Below are 16,966 nucleotides of genomic sequence, written 5' to 3'. Positions count from 1 at the left end.
GATGCCGCTAATAGATTCCGCCCTCGCGTTGCAAGAAATCGCTGTCGCGCGGCCCGTCTCGTTGCACCGCTTTCTTCTTCACCTCGGCCTTGGGGGCCTCTTCGTCGCGGCGGCTGCGGCGACGCGGTTCGCTTTCCGGCTTGAACGCTTCCCAGATCACCGCGCCCTTGGGGTCGGTGCCGGGCCAGGCGCCGAACACGCGCTTGCCGGTGGTGCGGTCGATGCGGACCATGCGGATGCCGGCCGGCGCGGTGAAGGGCAGGACGTCCTCCTTCTCCAGCGCCTTTTGCGCGAACGCCTTGTAGATCGGGGCGGCAATCGTGCCGCCCTGCGCATAGCCGCCCAGATTGGTCGGCGTGTCATAGCCCATATAGAGGCCGGCGATCATCTGCGGCGTTCCGCCGATGAACCACACGTCGCGCGGGCCGGACGAGGTCCCGGTCTTGCCCATGATCGGGCGATCAAGGTCGCGCAGAACCGTCGCGGTGCCGCGCTGGATCACGCCCTCGGTAATGTGCACCATCTGATATGCGCTCATGGCGTCGAGCACCTGGCGCGCGCGATTGACCGGGCGCGGCATCGGCTTGCCGTCCCAATCGGGCATGTTGCAGCGGTCGCACGGGCGCCAGTTCTCCGGCCACACGATCTTGCCATGGCGGTTCTGGACGAAGTCGATCAGCGTCGGATTGAGCGCGCGGCCGTGATTGACCAAGATCGAATAGGCGTTGACCATCCGCATCACCGTCGTCTCGCCCGCGCCCAGCGCATAGGAAAGATAGGGCGGATACTTCTGCTGGCTGACGCCGATGCGCTGCATCAGGTCGACCACCTTGTCCATGCCGGTCTGGTTCGCCGCCTGCACGGTCATCAGGTTGCGCGACTGTTCGATGCCCCAGCGCATGGTGCGCGGCCCCGCCCCGCGGGTGTTGCCGAAATTGCGGAAGCATTTCTCGCCCAGCGCCGCGCCCTGCCACACGCAGAAAGGGCCGTCGACGATGATCGATGCGGGGGTCATTCCGTTTTCCAGCGCGGCGGCATAGACGATCGGCTTGATCGTCGAACCCGGCTGGCGCTGGGCCTGGGTTGCGCGGTTGAAGGCCTGAACCGTCGCGTCGAACCCGCCCTGCATGGCGAGGATGCGGCCCGAACGTGGGTCTTCGACCACCATGCCGCCTGATATCTTCGGGACCGAGCGCAGGCCGAACACGCCGCCCTCCGGTGCGACCGCGACGACGTCGCCTGGCTTCAAGGCGGCAAAGGCAGTGCCGCCCTTCCCGCGCACTGGCATCTGCGCACCGCCGCGCGGCAGCACGCCGGTCGTGCCATTGCCAAAGCCAAGCTGCGCGCTGTTGCCCGATTTGGCGATGACGATCGCGGCGCGCCAATCCTCGTAATCCAGGTCGATATTGGTGTTGAGCAGCGCGCTGCGCCAATTGTCGCCGCTGATCGTCACCTCACGCATCGGCCCCGACCAGCCGCGTCCGCGATCGTAGCGGATCAGGCCGTCGCGCAGCGCCTTTTGCGCGGCCTTTTGCAGTTCGGGATCGAACGAGGTGCGCACCCAAAGCCCGCCGGCATAGACGCTGTACGGCCCCGACTCCTCGGTCTCACCAAACTTGTCGATCAGCTGGCGGCGGACCTCCTCGATGAAATAGCCGCCAAGCGGGTCGGTCTTGGGCGTTTTGCGCGGCACGGCGCCAAGTGGCGCGGCGACCGCGGCATCATGCTGCGCCCGGTCGATATAGCCGTTTTCCAGCATCTGCCCGAGCACCCAGTTGCGCCGCTCGATCGCGCGCCTCTCATGCCGCTCGGGCATGTAATTGCTCGGGCCCTTGGGCAGAATCGCCAGATAGGCGAATTGCGGGACCGTCAATTCGCGCACGCTCTTGTCGAAATAGGCATTGGCTGCCGCCTCGACCCCGAACGCATTACGCCCCAGTGCGATCTGGTTGAGGTAGAGCTCGAGAATCTGTTCCTTGGACAGGCTGTTCTCGATGCGGAACGCCAGGATCGCCTCGCGCGCCTTGCGGACGTAGCTGACCTCGTTGGTCAGCAGCAGGTTCTTTGCCACCTGTTGGGTAATGGTCGACGTGCCGCGCGGCGTTTCGCCACTGGTCAGCCCCTGCCACGCCGCGCGCACCAGTCCCGGATAATCGACGCCGCTATGCTGGAAAAAAGTCTTGTCCTCGGCGGAGAGGAACGCGCCGACCATCAGCTTGGGATATTCCTCGAACGACAGTTCGACCCGCCGGTCGCGCGCATAGCTGCGCAGCGGGGTGCCGTCGCCCGCGCGGATATTGGTCGGCAGCGGCGGTTCGTAGCTGCGCAACTTGTCGACCGACGGCAGGTCGCGCAGGAACAGCGCCCATAGCACGATGGTCCCGACGCCCGCGAGCAGCGCGAGCCAGGCGAGGATCCTGAACCACCATTTGCGGCGGATCTCCGCAAACCGGTCGCCGGCGTCCTCGCGCGTGAATTTGAGCACGAAATTGGGTTGGGTCTGGTCCGCCATTGCGGGCGGGGTTTAGCAGGAATGCGCGCTCTTGCCAGCGGGGGATGCGACGGGGTGAGGGGGCGCTTTGCTTCGGTTCAGCAAGCTGAACCGGTCGTGCCGCTCGGCAACGCCGACAACGCCCTACCGCGCCGCCATCCTGGTGGCGAAGTGGATCGCCACGGCGCGGTCGACACTCTGTGCCACGCGCCTGCGCCCCTCGGCGGTGTTGAGCAGCGCGACATCGGCGGGGTTGGAGATGTAGCCCGCCTCGAACAGGATCGACGGCATGTCGGGTGCCTTGAGCACCAGCAGCGACGCCATGCGGTGCGGATTGTCCTTCACCGGGATCAACCCCTGCGCTTCGCGCCCCAGCAATCGGGCGAACTTGGCCGATGCGTTCATCGTTTCGCGCTGGGTGAGGTCGATCAGGATCGACGAAACGTCGCGATTCGTGCCCGCCAGGTCGATGCCGGCGAGAATGTCGGACTTGTTTTCGCGCGCTGCCAGCCGCGCGGCTTCCTTGTCAGACGCCACTTCGGACAGGGTGTAGACCGTCGCTCCGCTCGCGCCGGTGTGGAGCGCCGCGTCGCAATGGACCGAGATGAACAGTGCCGCACCCAGCGCACGGGCGACCTCGAACCGATCACGATGCACCAGATAGCGGTCATCCTCCCGCGTCAGCGCGACGCGCACCCGGCCCGATTCCACCAGCTGGTCGCGGATCGCCTTGGCGATTTTGAGCGCCAGTTCCTTTTCCTGGATGCCGTCAGCCGAAATGGCGCCGGGGTCATGGCCGCCATGGCCGGGGTCGATCACCACCAGCGGGCGATCATCGTCGGCACCATAGATGCGCGGCATGGCAAAGGGCATCGGCTTGGGCGGCACCGGCACCGACACGCTGTAACTGTGCCGGGTCGACGCGCGCACGAAGCTGAATGGCGGGAGGAAGCTCAGCCGCCCTTCGGCAGCGGCGCGGGCAAAGCGCGCTTCATCGACCGTGCGCAGCTCGAGTGTAAGCGTCGAGCCGTCGGCGCCGAACTTGCCGTCCGTCACGATCGCCGGCCGGGCAAGGTCGAACACGACGCGCGCGCCATCGCCCTGCGCCGCCTGTCGCACGGCTGCGACCGGACCACGGTTGAGGTCGGGCGCCGCGCCGGGGCGCGCACCCATCAGGTCCAGCGCGATCCGGTTGGGACCCGCGAGGACAAAGCTGCTGGCACCGGCGACCCGTTCGTCAAACCGGATGACGATCCGGTTCGACTGCACGTCGATGGCACGTATGGTCCCGGCCCAACTCGGTGCACCGGTCAAAAAGCCGGCGAGAAGGGCCAGGAAAAAAGACACCCGGGCGATATGCCGCGCCGGGCTGGGGGGGGTCCAGCCCAAAAGCATGCACATGTACTCACAAAAAAGTCTCCCTGACCCGATTGGAATAATCACCCGGACCTTCCGGCGCGGTGAAGCCTTGCGGTTAACCCGGCGTTCGGCATCTTTTTGCCGGCAACCGGCAGGCGATTGCCGGGAGCGTTGCCGGGCGGATGGGCAAATGACGGTGCGCACGCGAAATGTTGCCGCGCGATCACACCGATGCTAGGCATTGTGCCGACCGAGCGAGATTTAGGTCACTCGGTATCCATCGCCGGCCCAATCGGCCCGGTAATTCAGGTTGACGCTGCATGAGGCAATTTCCGTCCATCCCGCATCGCACCGCTCAGGCGGTCGCGCGCGAGGCGGCGGAGGCGGGCACCCACGGGTCCGGCCGTGCCAATGCAGCAGAGGCATCACCAAACCCCTGCGCCCCCATTTTGACGGGGCGCAATCATGTTCGCGCGCCGCGGCTGACACCCGCCTGGCGCGCCCGGAGACCAATCAATGACCATGCGTATGCTGATCGACGCACGCCACCGGGAAGAGACCCGCGTGGCCGTCGTCAAAGGAAATCGAATCGAGGAGTTTGATTTCGAGAGTGCCGAGCGCAAGCAGCTCAAGGGGAATATCTATCTCGCCAAGGTAACCCGTGTCGAACCGTCGCTGCAGGCGGCGTTCGTCGAATATGGCGGCAATCGCCACGGCTTCCTCGCGTTCAGCGAAATCCACCCCGATTACTACCAGATCCCCAAGGAAGACCGCGAAGCATTGCTCCGCGAAGAGGCCGAGCACGCCGCCGAGGAAGCCGCGCTGCGCGAGGCGGACGACAGCGACGATCACGACCATGATGACGAGGATGGCGACGTCGAGGTGGTCGAGCGTCCCGCCGACGAGGATGATGACGGTGCCGAAACCGCCGAGGGCGATGGCGATGGCGAGGGCGAGGGCGAAAACGGCAAGGGCCGTCGTCGTCGCGGCCGCAAGGGCAGCGACGATCAGGTCGAGGCGCTGCGCCAGCGCCGCATGAACCTGCGCCGCCGGTACAAGATCCAGGACGTGATCCGCCGCCGCCAGGTGCTGCTCGTTCAGGTCGTCAAGGAAGAGCGCGGCAACAAGGGCGCGGCGCTGACCACCTATCTGTCGCTGGCCGGTCGCTACTGCGTGCTGATGCCCAACACCGCGCATGGCGGCGGAATCAGCCGCAAGATCAGCTCGGCTGCCGATCGCAAGCGCCTTAAGACGATCATGGCGGACCTCAAGCTGCCGCCGTCGATGGGCTGCATCGTCCGCACTGCCGGGCTCCAGCGCACCAAGACCGAGATCAAGCGCGACTTCGACTATCTCGCCCGGCTGTGGGACGAGATCCGCGAAAAGACGCTGCAATCCTCCGCGCCGGCCTTGGTCTATGGCGACAGCGACCTGATGAAGCGCGCGATCCGCGATATCTACAACAAGGATATCGACGAGGTGATCGTCGAGGGCGATGAGGGCTATCGCCAGGCCAAGGACTTCATGAAGCTCCTGATGCCGAGCCATGCCAAGAAGGTGAAGCATTACAGCGACGCCGTGCCGCTGTTCCAGCGCGCCGGGGTCGAGGAGCAGTTGTCGGCGATGTACCACCCGGTGGTGCAGCTGAAATCCGGCGGCTATCTGGTCATTAACCCGACCGAGGCGCTGGTGTCGATCGACATCAACTCGGGCCGTTCGACCCGCGAACATTCGATCGAGCAGACCGCGACCGCCACCAACCTCGAAGCCGCGCAGGAAATCGCGCGCCAGCTGCGGCTGCGCGACATGGCCGGCCTTGTCGTCATCGACTTCATCGACATGGACCACTCGTCCAACGTCCGGAAGGTCGAGAAGGCGATGAAGGAGGCGCTGAAGAACGATCGCGCGCGCATTCAGGTCGGTCGCATCTCGGCCTTCGGCCTGATGGAAATGAGCCGCCAGCGGCTGCGCACCGGCGTGCTCGAGGCATCGACCCGCCAGTGCCCGCATTGCGAAGGCACCGGGCTGGTGCGCACCGCTTCGTCGGCGGGCCTGTCGGCGCTGCGCCTGATCGAGGACGAGGCCGCACGCGGTCGCGGGTCGCACATCACGCTGCGCTGCAGCCAGGAAGCGGCCTTCTACGTCCTCAACAACAAGCGTGCCGACATCGCGGAGATCGAGGATCGCTACGGCGTCCGCGTCGAGATCCTGTCGGACGGCGAGCTGGAAGGCGCGCGCATGTCGGTCGAGGCGAGCGGCCCGCCGCCCGCGCACGCACCAAAGTTCGCCGCCGCGATCCAGGAGATCGAAGAGGATGTCGTCGACGAGATCGACGAGGAAGAAGACGAAGAGGAAGAAGAGGTCGAGGCCCGTGCGCCGCGTGAGCGTCGCGACCGTGGCGAGCGTGCCGAGACCGAAGGCGAGGGCCGCAAGCGCCGTCGTCGCCGCCGTGGCCGTCGCGGCCGTCGCGAGGACGGCGATGCGCCGCAGGGCAATGGTGGCGAGCAGAATGGCGATAGCGAAGGTGCTGAAGACGGCACCGAAGTTGATGCCGACGCCGACTCGATCGAGGCTGTCGAGACGGGGGCCGACGTCTCGGGTACCGAGAGCGAGGGCGAGGGCCGCAAGCGCCGTCGCCGTGGCCGTCGTGGCGGTCGTCGCGGTACGGGCGGTGAGGATGCCGGGGCCGAGACTGGCACTGCGGACGCCGAGGAAGCCGCTCCGGTCGACGCAGAGGCAGCCGAGCCGGTCGCTGCGCCGGTGGTCGAGGAAGCGCCCGCAAAGCCCAAGCGCAGCCGTCGTAAGAAGGCCGATGCCGAGCCGGTAGCCGACGCCGCCGAACCGGTTGCCGAAGCGCCAGTGGTGGCTCCGGCCGTCGATGAGGCCCCCGCCAAGCCCAAGCGCACGCGCCGCAAGAAGGGCGAGGAGGTTGCTGCAGCCGAAGCCGCACCGGTCGAAGCCGTCGAAGCTCCGGTCGCGGAGGAAGCGCCGGCCAAGCCGAAGCGCGCCCGCCGCAAAAAGGCCGACGAGGCGCCGGCTGCGGAAGTGGCACAGGACCTTGCTCCCCCGGTCGCGGAAGCCGATGCAGCGCCGGCCGAAGCTGCCGAACCTGCGCCGGTCGAGGCGAGCGCCGATGATAGTGGTGGGGCGGAAGCCACACCGCGCCGCGGCGGCTGGTGGCAGCGCACCTTCGGGGCCTGATCCGAAAACAGGGGCGGGGGCCGATGCTCCCGCCCTTTTTTCATCGCGGGTTCATTGCGCTCGGGCCAAGCCGCCGAAACGGCGTCCCGTCATGCCGACGGTTGATCGCGGGGGAAAAACCACCATGATGTGCGGCATGAAGCGGCTTGTATCCCTGTTCGCGTTGCTGCTGCTGTGCGTCACCAGCCCGGCCTATGCCCAATCGATCCTGCGCGATGCGGAGAGCGAGGCGCTGCTCGCCGATATGTCGCGCGACATCATCAAGGCGGCGAACTTGTCGCCCGCCAATGTCCGCATCGTCCTGATCAACGATCAGTCGATCAACGCCTTCGTTGCGGGCGGGCAGACCGTCTATATCCATTCCGGCCTGGTCGATGCGGCCTCCAGCGCCAATGAGGTGCAGGGCGTGATCGCGCACGAAATCGGCCATATCACCGGCGGGCACGTGCCGCTGGGCGACCGTATGGCCAAGGGCGCGACCGGCATCACGATCCTGAGCCTGTTGCTCGGCGCGGCGGCGATGGCGGCTGGCTCCACCGATGCAGGCATGGGCCTGATGCAGCTTGGCCAGCGCGCCGCGCTGGGCAGCTACCTCGCCTTCAGCCGCGCGCAGGAGGCGACGACGGATGCCGCCGGGGCCAAGTTCCTGTCCGGCGCCGGGGTCAGCGGACGCGGCATGCTCGACTTCTTCAAGAAGCTGCAGCAGCAGGAATATCGCTGGGGCCTCAAGCGTGGCAGCGATACCAGCTATGTCATGAGCCACCCGATGTCGGGGGACCGCGTCGCGACGCTTACCGCCGACCTTCAGGCAGACCCCGCCTGGAACAAGCCAAGCGATCCCCAGCTCGAGGCGCGGTTCAAGCGCGTTCAGGCCAAGCTGCGCGGCTATGTGACCGAACCGAAGGACACGCTGCGCCGCTATCCCGCGACCGACACGACCGTTCCCGCGCGCTACGCCCGTGCCTATGCCTATCATCTCGGCGGCTACCCCAAGGAAGCGGCGGGCGAGGCGGCGGCACTGGTCCGCGCGGAACCCGACAATCCCTATTTTCTCGAGCTGGAGGGTCAGATCCTGCTCGAATCCGGCAAGCCGCGCGATGCTTTGGCCCCGCTGCGTGCGGCGACGGCCAAGACCAATTTTCAGCCGTTGATCGCCACCACCTTCGGCCATGCGCTGCTCGCGACCGAGGATCCGGCCTATCTGGCGGAGGCAGAGACGGTGTTGCGGCAATCGGTGGTGCGCGACAAAGAGAACCCCTGGGCCTGGTATCAGCTCGGCATGCTGTACGAGCGCAAGGGCGACAGCGCCCGCGCCGCACTCGCCACCGCGGAGCGCGCGAGCATGATGGGTGATTTCGGCCGCGCCATTCCGAGCGCACAGGTCGCCATGGCGGGGCTGCCCCAGGGCACGCCCGACTGGATTCGTGCGCAGGATATCGTCATGGCGGGCCAGGCGATGATGCAGGACAGGAAGCGCAAGTGATCGAAAGACTGTCGAAGAGCCCGCTGGCACTGGCCGGCACATTGGTGCTGTCCGGCATCGTCGGCGGACTGGTGGTGGTCGGCGCCCAATCGTTGATGCCCAATCCCGCCGCACGCGACGACAAGGCGATCGGGCAGGTCGTGCGCGACTATGTCCTCGAAAATCCCGAAATTCTACCAGAGGCGATGAAGCGGCTGCAGGAACGCGAGAGCGGCAAGGCGGTCGCCGCCAACCGCGCCGCGATCTTCGACGCCTATGCCGGGGCGTGGGAAGGCAATCCGTCGGGCGACGTCACCGTGTCGGTATGGATGGATTATGCCTGCGGCTATTGCCGTGCCAGCCTGCCGATGATCGCGCGACTGGTGGCGGAGGACCCCAAGGTCCGCATCGTCTATCGCGAATTGCCTGTGCTGAGCGAGGGTAGCCGCGTTGCCGCGCGCTGGGGCCTTGCCGCTGCTGAACAGGGCAAGTTCAAGCCGTTCCACATGGCGCTCTATTCGGGCGGCCAGCTGAGCCAGGCGTCGATCAACGCCGCTGCCGCGTCCGCCGGGCTGGACGTGGCGCGGGCGCAGCAGGCGATCGGCAGCGCGCCGGTCGAAGCCGAGGTTGCCCGAAACCTCGACGTTGCTAGCAAGCTTGGGGTAACGGGCACGCCCAGCTGGGTGATCGGGGAACAGGTCATCTCCGGCATGGTACCGTACGAGGTTCTGAAGGAAGCCGTCCAAACCGCTCGGCGCAGAGGGAAATAGCCAGCCCGGCCTTGTTCGGGCTTTGTCCCGTCCCTAGATGGCGGCCTCCACATGCAGGGGGCCATGCATGCAACCGATTTTATCCGTTCGCGGCGTCAGCAAAACCTACGCCTCCGGGCATCGGGCGCTCGGCGCGGTCGATCTCGACATCAACAAGGGCGAGATTTTCGCGCTGCTCGGCCCCAATGGTGCGGGCAAGACGACGCTGATCAGCATCATCTGCGGCATCGTCACGCCCTCGTCCGGCGCGATCACCGTCGGCGGGCATGACGCGATCGCCGATGCCCGCGTCGCACGCATGATGATCGGGCTGGTGCCGCAGGAATTGTCGGTCGACATGTTCGAAACCGTACTGGCGACGACGCGGTACAGCCGCCGCCTGTTCGGCCGCCCCGCCAATGACGCGCATATCGAACAGGTGCTGAAGGACCTTTCGCTGTGGGACAAGCGCAATTCCAAGATCATGGAGCTGTCCGGAGGCATGAAGCGCCGCGTGCTGATTGCCAAGGCGCTGGCGCATGAGCCCGACATCCTGTTCCTCGACGAGCCCACTGCCGGCGTCGATGTCGAACTGCGCCGCGACATGTGGAAGCTGGTCCACCGCCTGCGCGAGCGCGGCGTGACGATCATCCTGACCACCCATTATATCGAGGAGGCCGAGGAAATGGCCGATCGGGTGGGCGTGATCAACCGGGGCGAGTTGCTGCTGGTCGAGGACAAGGCCGTGCTGATGAAGAAGCTCGGCAAGCGCGAACTCGACCTGTCGCTGGTCGAGCCCATGACGGTAATCCCGCCCGAACTCGCCGAATGGCAACTGACGCTGACCGATGAAGGGACGCGGCTGCGTTACACCTTCGACGCGCAGGCGGAGCGGACCGGCATCCCCTCGCTGCTGCGCAAGCTCGGCGAGCTCGGCATCGCGTTCAAGGATCTCGACACGTCCAAGTCGAGCCTTGAGGACATTTTCGTCGACCTTGTGGCGGCCAAGCGGGAGGAAGCGGCGTGAAGGGATTCAACCATCACGGCGTCTGGGCGATCTATCGCTTCGAAATGGCGCGCGCGCTGCGCACCCTGTGGCAGAGCCTGGTCACCCCGGTCATTACCACCGCGCTTTATTTCGTGGTGTTCGGCGGGGCGATCGGGTCGCGGATGCAGGAGCTGGACGGCGTATCCTATGGCAGCTTCATCGTGCCCGGCCTGATCATGATGAACCTGTTGCAGCTGTCGATCTCGAACGCGTCGATCGGCATCTACTTCCCCAAGTTCACCGGCACGGTGTACGAACTCCTGTCCGCGCCGGTGACGGCGTGGGAGATGGTGATCGGCTATGTCGGCGCGGCGGCGACCAAGTCGATCGCGATCGGGCTGATCATCCTGTTCACCGCGATGGTGTTCGTCGACGTGCCGATCGCGCATCCGTTCATGATGCTGACGATGCTGGTTCTGACCGCAGTCACCTTCTCGATGCTCGGCTTCATCATCGGCATCTGGGCCAAGGGGTTCGAGCAATTGTCGTTCGTCCCGGCGCTCATCGTCACCCCGCTGACCTTTCTGGGTGGCGCATTCTACACGATCAACATGCTGCCCGAACCGTGGCGGACGATCAGCCTGGCCAACCCGGTCGTGTATCTGGTCAGCGGGTTCCGCTGGGCGTTCTTCGACAAGGGCGATGTCGCAATCGGCGTGAGCCTGGGCTTCACCGCGGCGTTCCTGGTCGCCTGCCTCGCCGTGATCGGCTGGATCTTCAAGAGCGGTTGGCGTCTGAAGAACTGACGGGCACCAGCAGGGGCCGCAGCACCAGTGCGTTGAGGTTGAGCAGCGCGTGGACCAGCATCGCGAACCATAGCTGACCGGTGGCGAGGTAGAGGATCGCAACCGTCACGCCGACGAGTGCTGATGCTGCGACCCCCGCCCAGCCCTGATAGCGGTGCGCATAGGCGAACAACGCCGTGGCGAGCCCCATGCCGACCAGCGCACTCCCGGTGACGCTGGCTGCAAACAGCGGGAGCGCGAGGCGGAAGAACAGCTCCTCGACCACACCGGCGGTGATGCCGAGCGCCGCGGTCCAGCCGGTCTCGCCAGGCGTGCGCGGGAGCAGGGCCGCGAACTTGCCTGACATCAGCTGCCGCTGACCCCGATGCGCGCGCCACCAGGCGATGCCGAGGCCGATTACCGCACCGGCTGCAAATCCCGCCAGCACTGCAATCTTGAGATGCACGACATTATCGCCGAACCCCGCGAGCCGCCGCGCGCCTGGAATCAGCGGCGAAAACTCGGGCGGCAGCACCGCGATCGCATCCCAACGACCCGCGAGCAGCAGCGCCACCAGCGCGCTCGCCCCGAACGCAAGCGGCGCCCGGCGCATCCAGCGGCGGTAGCTGGCGATCCGGTCAGCAGGAGCGCGCCCACTGCGGTCGCCGCGGATGTACCAGAAATACGCGCCGATCAGCGCGATGAGCAGAAACGCGTCGAGGAGCGCGACGCCCATCAATCGATGCGATGCTCGCCCTTGACCCAGCGCACGGTACCGCTGCTAGCGCGCATCACGACACTCTCGGTCGTCATCTTGCCCTTCTTGCGCTTCACGCCTTGCAGCAGCGATCCGTCGGTCACTCCGGTGGCAGCGAAGATGCAGTCGCCCTTGGCCAGCTCCGACAGGTCGTACTGCTTGTCGAGGTCCGTGATGCCCCATTTGCGGGCGCGGGCGCGCTCATCGTCATTGCGGAACAGCAGGCGGCCCTTGAACTGGCCGCCGACGCAACGCAGCGCCGCGCATGACAGTACGCCCTCGGGCGCGCCGCCCTGACCCATATAGACGTCGATCGTCGTGTCGGGATCGGTGGTCGCGATCACCCCGGCAACGTCGCCATCGCCGATCAGAACCACGCCGCAGCCCAGCGAACGCAGCTCCGCGATCAGCTTTTCATGGCGCGGGCGATCGAGCACGCAGGCGATGATCTCGCGCGGCTCCACGCCCTTTGCCGCCGCGATCGCGCAGATATTCTCTGTTACCGACTTGTCGAGATCGATGATGTTGGGCGGATAGCCCGGGCCGACCGCGATCTTGTCCATATAGACGTCGGGGGCGTTGAGCAGATTACCTTCCTCGGCAATCGCCAGTACGGCCAGGCTGTTGGGACCAGCCTTGGCGCAGATCGTGGTGCCCTCCAGCGGATCGAGCGCGATGTCGATCTTGGGCCCCTTGCCCGGCGCCGATCCGACCTTCTCGCCGATATACAGCATCGGTGCCTCGTCGCGCTCGCCCTCACCGATCACCACGGTGCCGTCCATGTACAGCTCGTTGAGCGAAGCGCGCATTGCTTCCACGGCGGCGGCATCGGCGGCCTTTTCATCGCCGCGCCCGGTCAGCGTCGATGCGGCGATGGCGGCAGCTTCGGTCACGCGGACCATTTCGAGGACGAGCACGCGGTCGAGAACGTGGCTGGCGGTCTGCATGGGGCTGGCGGATCCTGTTATGCCTTGGTTGAGCGCGGCGATAGGAGGGCCGGACCGGCTTGTCGATGCCCGCCAACGCTGTCATCGTCAGCAAATTCGCATGACCGCCCGAATGGTAACTGACGTTACGGACTCGTTGACGCGATCCATCTTGCAGTGCAGCACGCCCGACATGGCCAGTGCACCCCCGATCACCAACAATCCCGATGTCCGTTTCCTCGGTCGCGTCCTGGGCGACGTGATCCGTGCCTATGGCGGCGAGGCGCTGTTCCGGCGGATCGAGTATATCCGCTCGGCATCGGTCGACCGGCATCGCGGCATCGCTGGCGCAGACTCGATCGATCCGGGGCTCGACAGCCTCAGCCTCGACGAAACGCTCGATTTCGTGCGCAGCTTCATGCTGTTCTCGATGCTGGCCAATCTGGCCGAGGACCGGCAGGGCATCGCCGCGGAACCGGGCGCGGATATCGAGCATGCCGTCGCCAAGCTCAAGGAACATGGCATCGGGCGCGATCGGATCGCCGAGCTGCTGGCCGATGCGCTGGTCGCCCCTGTGCTGACCGCGCACCCGACCGAGGTTCGGCGCAAGTCGATGCTCGACCACCGCAACCGCATCGCCGAACTGATGCGGCTGAAGGATCAGGGCGTCACCGAGACGCACGACGGCGATCTGGTCGATGAAGCGATTGTGCGACAGGTCGCCCTGCTGTGGCAGACCCGCGTGCTGCGGTTCGAGCGGCTCTATGTCGCCGACGAGATCGAAAATGCGCTGTCGTACTTGCGCGACATCTTCCTGCCGACGCTGCCCGCCCTGTACGCCCGCTGGGACCGCGCGCTCGGCAGCCGCGTCCCGGCGTTCCTGCGCCCCGGCAACTGGATTGGCGGCGACCGCGACGGCAACCCCTTCGTTACCGCCGATTCGATGCGACTCACCATGGCGCGCTCGGCCGAGACGGTGCTGACCTATTATCTCGATGCGGTTCATGCCCTCGGGGCTGAAATCTCGATCTCGTCGCACCATGCGCAGATCGACGCTGGCGTGCAGGCGCTCGCCGACGCCAGCGGCGACGATGCCGCGAGCCGCAGCGACGAACCCTATCGCCGCGCAATCTCCGGCATCTACGCCCGCCTGGCGGCGACCTATCGCGACCTGACTGGCAAGGCGCCGTCGCGCCCCGGCGCGCTCAAGGGCGAGCGCTATCCCGACCCGGCGGCGTTCCGCGCCGATCTGTCGGCCATTGCCAAGGGGCTGGCTGCGCAGGGCGGCGAGACGCTGGCGTCGAGCGGGTCGCTCGGGCGGCTGATCCGCGCGGTCGATATCTTCGGCTTCCATCTCGCCACGCTCGACATACGCCAGAACAGCGCGGTGCATGAGCGCGTGGTCGCCGAACTGCTCAAGGTCGCCGGGGTCGAGGCCGATTACACCGCGCTCGACGAAGACGCGCGCATCGCGCTGCTGCGCCGCGAACTCGCCAGCCCGCGCCCGCTCACCAGCCGCTATGCCGATTACTCCGACGAAACCGCGTCGGAACTCGCCATCGTCCACGCCGCAGCCGAGGTCCATGCACGCTACGGCCGCGCGGCGATCAGCCAGTATATCGTGTCGATGGCGCAGTCGGTGTCCGACCTGCTCGAGGTCCATGTCCTGCTCAAGGAAGCCGGCCTCTACACACCCGGCGAGCCGGTGCAGGCGCACATCATGGCCGTTCCGCTGTTCGAGACGATCGGCGATCTCGACGCCGGCCCCGACATCATGCGGTCCTGGTTCGCGCTGCCCGAGGTCGCGGCGATCGCCACCAAGCGCGGGCATCAGGAAGTGATGATCGGCTATTCGGATTCGAACAAGGATGGCGGCTACCTGACCTCGACCTGGGGGCTGAGCAAGGGATCGACCGCATTGCGGCCGGTGTTCGAGGAAGCGGGGATCGGTATGCAGCTGTTCCACGGCCGCGGCGGCGCGGTCGGGCGCGGCGGGGGATCGTCCTTTGCGGCGATCCAGGCGCAGCCCCCCGGCACGGTGCAGGGCCGCATCCGCATCACCGAACAAGGTGAGGTCATCGCGGCGAAGTATGGCACCCGCGAGAGCGCGCAGACCAATCTGGAGGCGATGGCGTCGGCGACCTTGCTAGCCAGCCTGGAGCCGCAGCGGCTGTCGGACGCCGATGCCGCCCGGTTCGAAGGCGCGATGGAGCAACTCTCGACCACCGCGTTCAAGGCGTATCGCGACCTGGTCTACGGCACCGACGGCTTCACCACCTTCTTCCGCCAGCTGACCCCGATCGCCGAGATTGCCGGCCTCAAGATCGGCAGCCGCCCGGCGAGCCGCAAGAAGAGCGACGCGATCGAGGATCTGCGCGCAATTCCCTGGGTGTTCAGCTGGGCGCAGGCGCGCGTCATGCTGCCCGGTTGGTACGGTGTCGGGCAGGCGCTGGCGGCCTTCCCCGATCGCGGATTGCTGCGCGAGATGGCGGCGGGCTGGCCGCTCTTCGCCTCGACGCTGGCGAATATGGAAATGGTACTCGCGAAGTCCGACATGGGCATCGCCGGCCATTATGCTGCACTGGTCGAGGACCGCGCACTTGCCGACGCAATCTTCGGGCGCATCCGCGACGGCTGGCGCACGACTCACGACCAGCTGCTGGAAGTAACGCGCCAGACCCGACTGCTCGAAAAGCATCCGGCGCTCGAAACCTCGATCAAGCTGCGGCTGCCCTATATCGAGCCGCTAAACCTGCTTCAGGTCGAATTGCTCAAGCGCCACCGCGCGGGCGAAACCGATCCCAAGATCGAACAGGGCATCCTGCTCTCGATCAACGCAATCGCGACCGCGCTGCGCAATTCGGGCTAGGGGTTGGCCATAAAGGGTGCGGCGATTTCGGGCCGCACCCGCACCAGCCGCCCGGTGGCGCGGTCAAGCATCGCCCAGGTCGAAACCGCTTCGACCTTCACCCGTCCATCGGCGCCGGTGAAGCGCATATGGCGATCGAAGCGCGCGCCCTTGGGCGGGTCTGGTACCCATGTTTCGGCCGTTACCGTCTCGCCGGCGCTGACATTGCCACGATAGTCGATCTCGTGCCGCGTTACGACCCAGACATAGGCGTCGCGATGTTCCGGCGCGGCGATTGCATCCCAGTGCGACACCGCCACATCCTGGATCCAGCGGACCCACACCGCATTGTTGACATGGCCCAGCTCGTCGATGTCGTCGGGCTGGGCCGTGATGCTTTTGGTGAAGCGCGCCATGGGTTGACGTTAACGGCACCTGCGCAGCGCTGCAATCGCGCAGGGATCAGTCGAACTTTGTCCGCTCATGTCCGACAAAGGCGAGCCTGCTGACCCCGGTGCGTTTCACCTGTGCAAGGATGGTGTCGAAGCGTTCATAGCGGGCCGCCGCATAGGTCTTGAGCAGAAGCAGTGCATCCGTCGACACGCCGGCCCTGAGCAGCGGGGCGAGTTGCGCATCCGAAATCGGCGCGCCATCCCACAGCAACGATCCGTCTTCCGTGATATCGAGCTGGTGCGGCTGGCCCGGAGGCGCCGTCTTCTCGCCTTGGTGCAGGTCCACCGGAACCTTGTGCGTCAGGCTGGGGATGGTGACGATCAGCATGATGAGCAGCACCAGCATCACATCGATCAACGGGGTGGTGTTGAGAGTGCTGAACAGCGCGTCATCCTGCGCGCGATCCTGCGCGCGGCGGTCCGCAAAAGCACGCGGAATCGATACCTCCTCTCGTTAACGAGATGATGTACCATTGCATATGTATGCTGGATAACAAGGGGAGTTTGCGGTCGGGGTACAGACGTGCTGCGCCCCGACCAGGCAGGTCACGGATTCAGAGAGGCGGCTTCGGGATCGTCGAGATCGTCGTCGTCGATCGTGCCCGTGTCGAAATCTTCCTGGAGCGAATCCTCGATCTCGTCTTGTTCTTCGTCGGGATCACCGATCGCTTCATCCGCCACTTCCTCTGCGGCAAGCAGAACATCGTCCTCGTCGTCGTCGGCGTCGATCTCGGCGCCGAGGTCGGGGGCCAGATCGGTCAGCAGCGTCCCGTTGCCCGGGCCTCCGACCGTCGCCTCCAGTATCTCCGCGCGTTGGCTCTCGTCATAGCCGTCTTCGTCATAGCCGTCGTCGCCGGTTCCATGACTTTGCACCTGGTGACCACCCATTGCCGTCTCCTTGCGTTCTACTGGATGCGCGAACGGCGGGCGGGGGCGGCTGGTTCCCTG

At 66.1% G+C, this 16,966-nt stretch carries 13 protein-coding genes; 6 read left to right on the top strand and 7 right to left on the bottom strand.

All coding sequences use genetic code 11. The annotated features are described in order from the left end of the window. Window positions 1-7: 7 nt before the first annotated feature. On the bottom strand, window positions 8-2,512 hold the full coding sequence (locus ACO05N_RS01730) for a penicillin-binding protein 1A (protein ID WP_422055482.1): 2,505 nt from the start codon (window positions 2,510-2,512) through the stop codon (window positions 8-10). Window positions 2,513-2,635: 123 nt separating this feature from the next. Then, complete coding sequence (locus tag ACO05N_RS01725) at window positions 2,636-3,886, bottom strand: N-acetylmuramoyl-L-alanine amidase (RefSeq protein WP_422058683.1); 1,251 nt, start codon at window positions 3,884-3,886, stop codon at window positions 2,636-2,638. Between the two features lie 480 nt (window positions 3,887-4,366). On the opposite strand from ACO05N_RS01725, the gene ACO05N_RS01720 reads away from it, so the two are divergent. The 5 genes from ACO05N_RS01720 to ACO05N_RS01700 all read left to right on the top strand — a co-directional run bounded on the left by ACO05N_RS01720 (window position 4,367) and on the right by ACO05N_RS01700 (window position 11,056). Continuing rightward, window positions 4,367-7,051: an Rne/Rng family ribonuclease gene (locus ACO05N_RS01720; protein WP_422055481.1), complete on the top strand. Its 2,685-nt coding sequence runs from the start codon at window positions 4,367-4,369 to the stop codon at window positions 7,049-7,051. A 127-nt stretch (window positions 7,052-7,178) separates the two neighbouring features. Then, window positions 7,179-8,534, top strand: coding sequence for a M48 family metalloprotease (locus ACO05N_RS01715; RefSeq protein WP_422058682.1), 1,356 nt, complete (start codon window positions 7,179-7,181; stop codon window positions 8,532-8,534). Continuing rightward, window positions 8,531-9,283, top strand: a complete 753-nt coding sequence (locus ACO05N_RS01710; RefSeq protein ID WP_422055480.1) for a DsbA family protein — start codon at window positions 8,531-8,533, stop codon at window positions 9,281-9,283. The genes ACO05N_RS01715 and ACO05N_RS01710 overlap by 4 nt, the downstream gene beginning before the upstream one ends. A 67-nt stretch (window positions 9,284-9,350) precedes the next feature. Continuing rightward, on the top strand, window positions 9,351-10,289 hold the full coding sequence (locus ACO05N_RS01705; RefSeq protein WP_422055479.1) for an ABC transporter ATP-binding protein: 939 nt from the start codon (window positions 9,351-9,353) through the stop codon (window positions 10,287-10,289). Then, on the top strand, window positions 10,286-11,056 hold the full coding sequence (locus tag ACO05N_RS01700; RefSeq protein ID WP_422055478.1) for an ABC transporter permease: 771 nt from the start codon (window positions 10,286-10,288) through the stop codon (window positions 11,054-11,056). The genes ACO05N_RS01705 and ACO05N_RS01700 overlap by 4 nt, the downstream gene beginning before the upstream one ends. Here the strand turns inward: ACO05N_RS01700 and ACO05N_RS01695 are convergent. Both ACO05N_RS01695 and glpX read right to left on the bottom strand, forming a co-directional pair. Next, complete coding sequence (locus tag ACO05N_RS01695; RefSeq protein WP_422055477.1) at window positions 11,028-11,771, bottom strand: CPBP family intramembrane glutamic endopeptidase; 744 nt, start codon at window positions 11,769-11,771, stop codon at window positions 11,028-11,030. The two genes, ACO05N_RS01700 and ACO05N_RS01695, sit on opposite strands and share 29 nt — an antisense overlap. Then, a complete protein-coding gene (gene glpX / locus ACO05N_RS01690) occupies window positions 11,771-12,739 on the bottom strand; it encodes a class II fructose-bisphosphatase (RefSeq protein ID WP_422055476.1) in 969 nt (322 codons plus the stop codon). The genes ACO05N_RS01695 and glpX overlap by 1 nt, the downstream gene beginning before the upstream one ends. Before the next feature lie 172 nt (window positions 12,740-12,911). Between glpX and ppc the strand changes: the two genes are divergently transcribed. Beyond that, window positions 12,912-15,587, top strand: coding sequence for a phosphoenolpyruvate carboxylase (gene ppc / locus ACO05N_RS01685; RefSeq protein ID WP_422055475.1), 2,676 nt, complete (start codon window positions 12,912-12,914; stop codon window positions 15,585-15,587). On the opposite strand, the gene ACO05N_RS01680 is transcribed toward ppc, so the two are convergent. The 3 genes from ACO05N_RS01680 to ACO05N_RS01670 form a co-directional block, all read right to left on the bottom strand. After that, window positions 15,584-15,982, bottom strand: a complete 399-nt coding sequence (locus tag ACO05N_RS01680; RefSeq protein WP_422055474.1) for an acyl-CoA thioesterase — start codon at window positions 15,980-15,982, stop codon at window positions 15,584-15,586. The two genes, ppc and ACO05N_RS01680, sit on opposite strands and share 4 nt — an antisense overlap. Window positions 15,983-16,028: 46 nt before the next feature. After that, window positions 16,029-16,403, bottom strand: a complete 375-nt coding sequence (locus ACO05N_RS01675) for an ExbD/TolR family protein (RefSeq protein ID WP_422058681.1) — start codon at window positions 16,401-16,403, stop codon at window positions 16,029-16,031. 161 nt (window positions 16,404-16,564) lie between these two features. Further along, window positions 16,565-16,906: a DNA primase gene (locus ACO05N_RS01670; RefSeq protein ID WP_422055473.1), complete on the bottom strand. Its 342-nt coding sequence runs from the start codon at window positions 16,904-16,906 to the stop codon at window positions 16,565-16,567. Window positions 16,907-16,966: the final 60 nt, after the last annotated feature.

Source organism: Sphingomonas sp., assembly GCF_965227385.1.
Classification (GTDB): domain Bacteria; phylum Pseudomonadota; class Alphaproteobacteria; order Sphingomonadales; family Sphingomonadaceae; genus Sphingomonas.
Note: the sequence above shows the minus strand (reverse complement) of the source record. Positions and strands in the feature narration are given on the sequence as shown.

Bases quoted from the DNA above. Each gene is read 5' to 3' on its own strand.
- glpX (WP_422055476.1), bottom strand. From the start codon at position 12,739: ATGCAGACCGCCAGCCACGTTCTCGACCGCGTGCTCGTCCTCGAAATG.
- ACO05N_RS01670 (WP_422055473.1), bottom strand. From the start codon at position 16,906: ATGGGTGGTCACCAGGTGCAAAGTCATGGAACCGGCGACGACGGCTAT.
- ppc (WP_422055475.1), top strand. From the start codon at position 12,912: ATGGCCAGTGCACCCCCGATCACCAACAATCCCGATGTCCGTTTCCTC.
- ACO05N_RS01720 (WP_422055481.1), top strand. From the start codon at position 4,367: ATGACCATGCGTATGCTGATCGACGCACGCCACCGGGAAGAGACCCGC.
- ACO05N_RS01680 (WP_422055474.1), bottom strand. From the start codon at position 15,982: ATGGCGCGCTTCACCAAAAGCATCACGGCCCAGCCCGACGACATCGAC.
- ACO05N_RS01705 (WP_422055479.1), top strand. From the start codon at position 9,351: ATGCAACCGATTTTATCCGTTCGCGGCGTCAGCAAAACCTACGCCTCC.
- ACO05N_RS01695 (WP_422055477.1), bottom strand. From the start codon at position 11,771: ATGGGCGTCGCGCTCCTCGACGCGTTTCTGCTCATCGCGCTGATCGGC.
- ACO05N_RS01715 (WP_422058682.1), top strand. From the start codon at position 7,179: ATGTGCGGCATGAAGCGGCTTGTATCCCTGTTCGCGTTGCTGCTGCTG.
- ACO05N_RS01725 (WP_422058683.1), bottom strand. From the start codon at position 3,886: ATGCTTTTGGGCTGGACCCCCCCCAGCCCGGCGCGGCATATCGCCCGG.
- ACO05N_RS01730 (WP_422055482.1), bottom strand. From the start codon at position 2,512: ATGGCGGACCAGACCCAACCCAATTTCGTGCTCAAATTCACGCGCGAG.